Source organism: Peribacillus sp., from assembly GCF_059453735.1.
Map to the genome: position 1 here is coordinate 1 of NZ_JAZVJO010000436.1, position 1519 is coordinate 1519.

General features: G+C 38.3%; 1 protein-coding gene and 1 pseudogene. Both read right to left on the bottom strand.

Translation table 11 applies throughout. The features are described 5' to 3' along the window. Positions 1–710, bottom strand: a 710-nt coding sequence (locus AC52RT_RS14325; RefSeq protein WP_495541367.1) for a tyrosine-type recombinase/integrase, incomplete at its 3' end; no start/stop codon positions are given. A 242-nt stretch (positions 711–952) separates the two neighbouring features. Next, positions 953–1519: pseudogene (locus AC52RT_RS14330) on the bottom strand (hypothetical protein); the annotation flags it as partial.

Consider the following 1519-nt stretch of genomic DNA (forward strand, 5'->3'; position numbering starts at 1 on the left):
CTTCTTGTCTTCAGGTATTTTTTCAGATGGTATAGGGCCCGGAAACTAAGATACACCGTTCTCTCTTTCCGTCCTTTACCAAATACCTTACTGGACATGGTTTGGGTATTGACATCATCTCGGTTCAGCTTACTTACTTCACTGAGTCGGCAGCCTGTTGCATACATGACTTCAAGCAATGCTCTTTGACGCGGTGTTTTACAACCTTCTCGAAGCATCTCCAACTCTTCAATGTTGAGCGCTTTGGGCATTCGTTTATCCGCTTTAGGAGTCTTTACCTTTTTCGTCGGATCCCGGTGGATATATTCCTCAGAACTTAAAAATCCAAAGAAGGACCTAAGCACATCAAGTTTTTTGCCGATTGTACTCTTTTTAAGTCCGGTCAACTCACCCAGGTAAACTCGGATGTCTGCTGCAGTTATATCCACAACAATCTTATCAACCTTTCTATGAAAAAGATTCAATTCTCTCCTATACCCCTCAAGGGTCACTTCACCTAAACCTTCAACTCGCTTTGATGCGATAAAGATGTCTATCTTTTCAGGAATATCTGATTTCACTACTTTTTCTGGCGAGATGGTAATGTCATACTTTGAGATGATCTTAGACAAAGTGTTTTTCACTTTACTTGCATCAATCCCGGGCAACAAGTCAAAAAGGGTCACGACAACTTCGGACAACAATTGTTCTCCAGCGTATACAGTATTCATTTCTTTTCCTCCGATGGAAGGTATATTCGCTTTATGGTCGCTCCTGACTCAATATAAAAGAGACAGGTACGCCCATCGGTGCGTTGACGAAAGGATAGCTAGTCCTCTCTACCTGTCTCTACCATATCATACCTTTTTTCGGGAGGTAAAGCAATAAAAGTAAAAATTGTCAAAAAAGTTAATATCTAGTCGTTTTATCTTTTCAACTCCGCGCAGTTTGTTCCGAATATGCTTCAAATAACTTATAAAACAACAAGTGACATTATCATGACGATAACAGCTATTGAACAAGATAGAGTTCCAGCTATTAAATATTTAGTATTTTTATTCACTAAACCAGCTTGTGTTTTTATATTAATCTTCGTTATAGTTGATGTTTCTTTTGATAGAATCCCTACAACAAGACAAAAGATGTTGAAATAGTAATACCATCCCTCCATAATCGGTTCTAGTGAAAATGTGACAAAAAAAGCTACAAAGAAACCACTAAAAATTACTTTAATATCGCTAGGTGCTTCACTCTTTAATATAACAATAAATTTATATAAAGATCCCACAGCGATAGCTGATAGTAAAAGCATTGGGATAATCCCTGCTTCATGACCAACATCCAGCCACATATTGTGTACATACGTTAGAGGTAAAATTGTTATTTTCCCGCCAAATGGATTTTCAAAAAATCCCACCACAGCCGCTTGCCAAGCTTGAAACCTCAGATCAGTTAAGAAACCCCCACTGTTTTGCAACCTAGCACCAAGAACAGTCTGGGAAATTAACCAGTAAAAAAAGAATGATGATAACCCTACTGA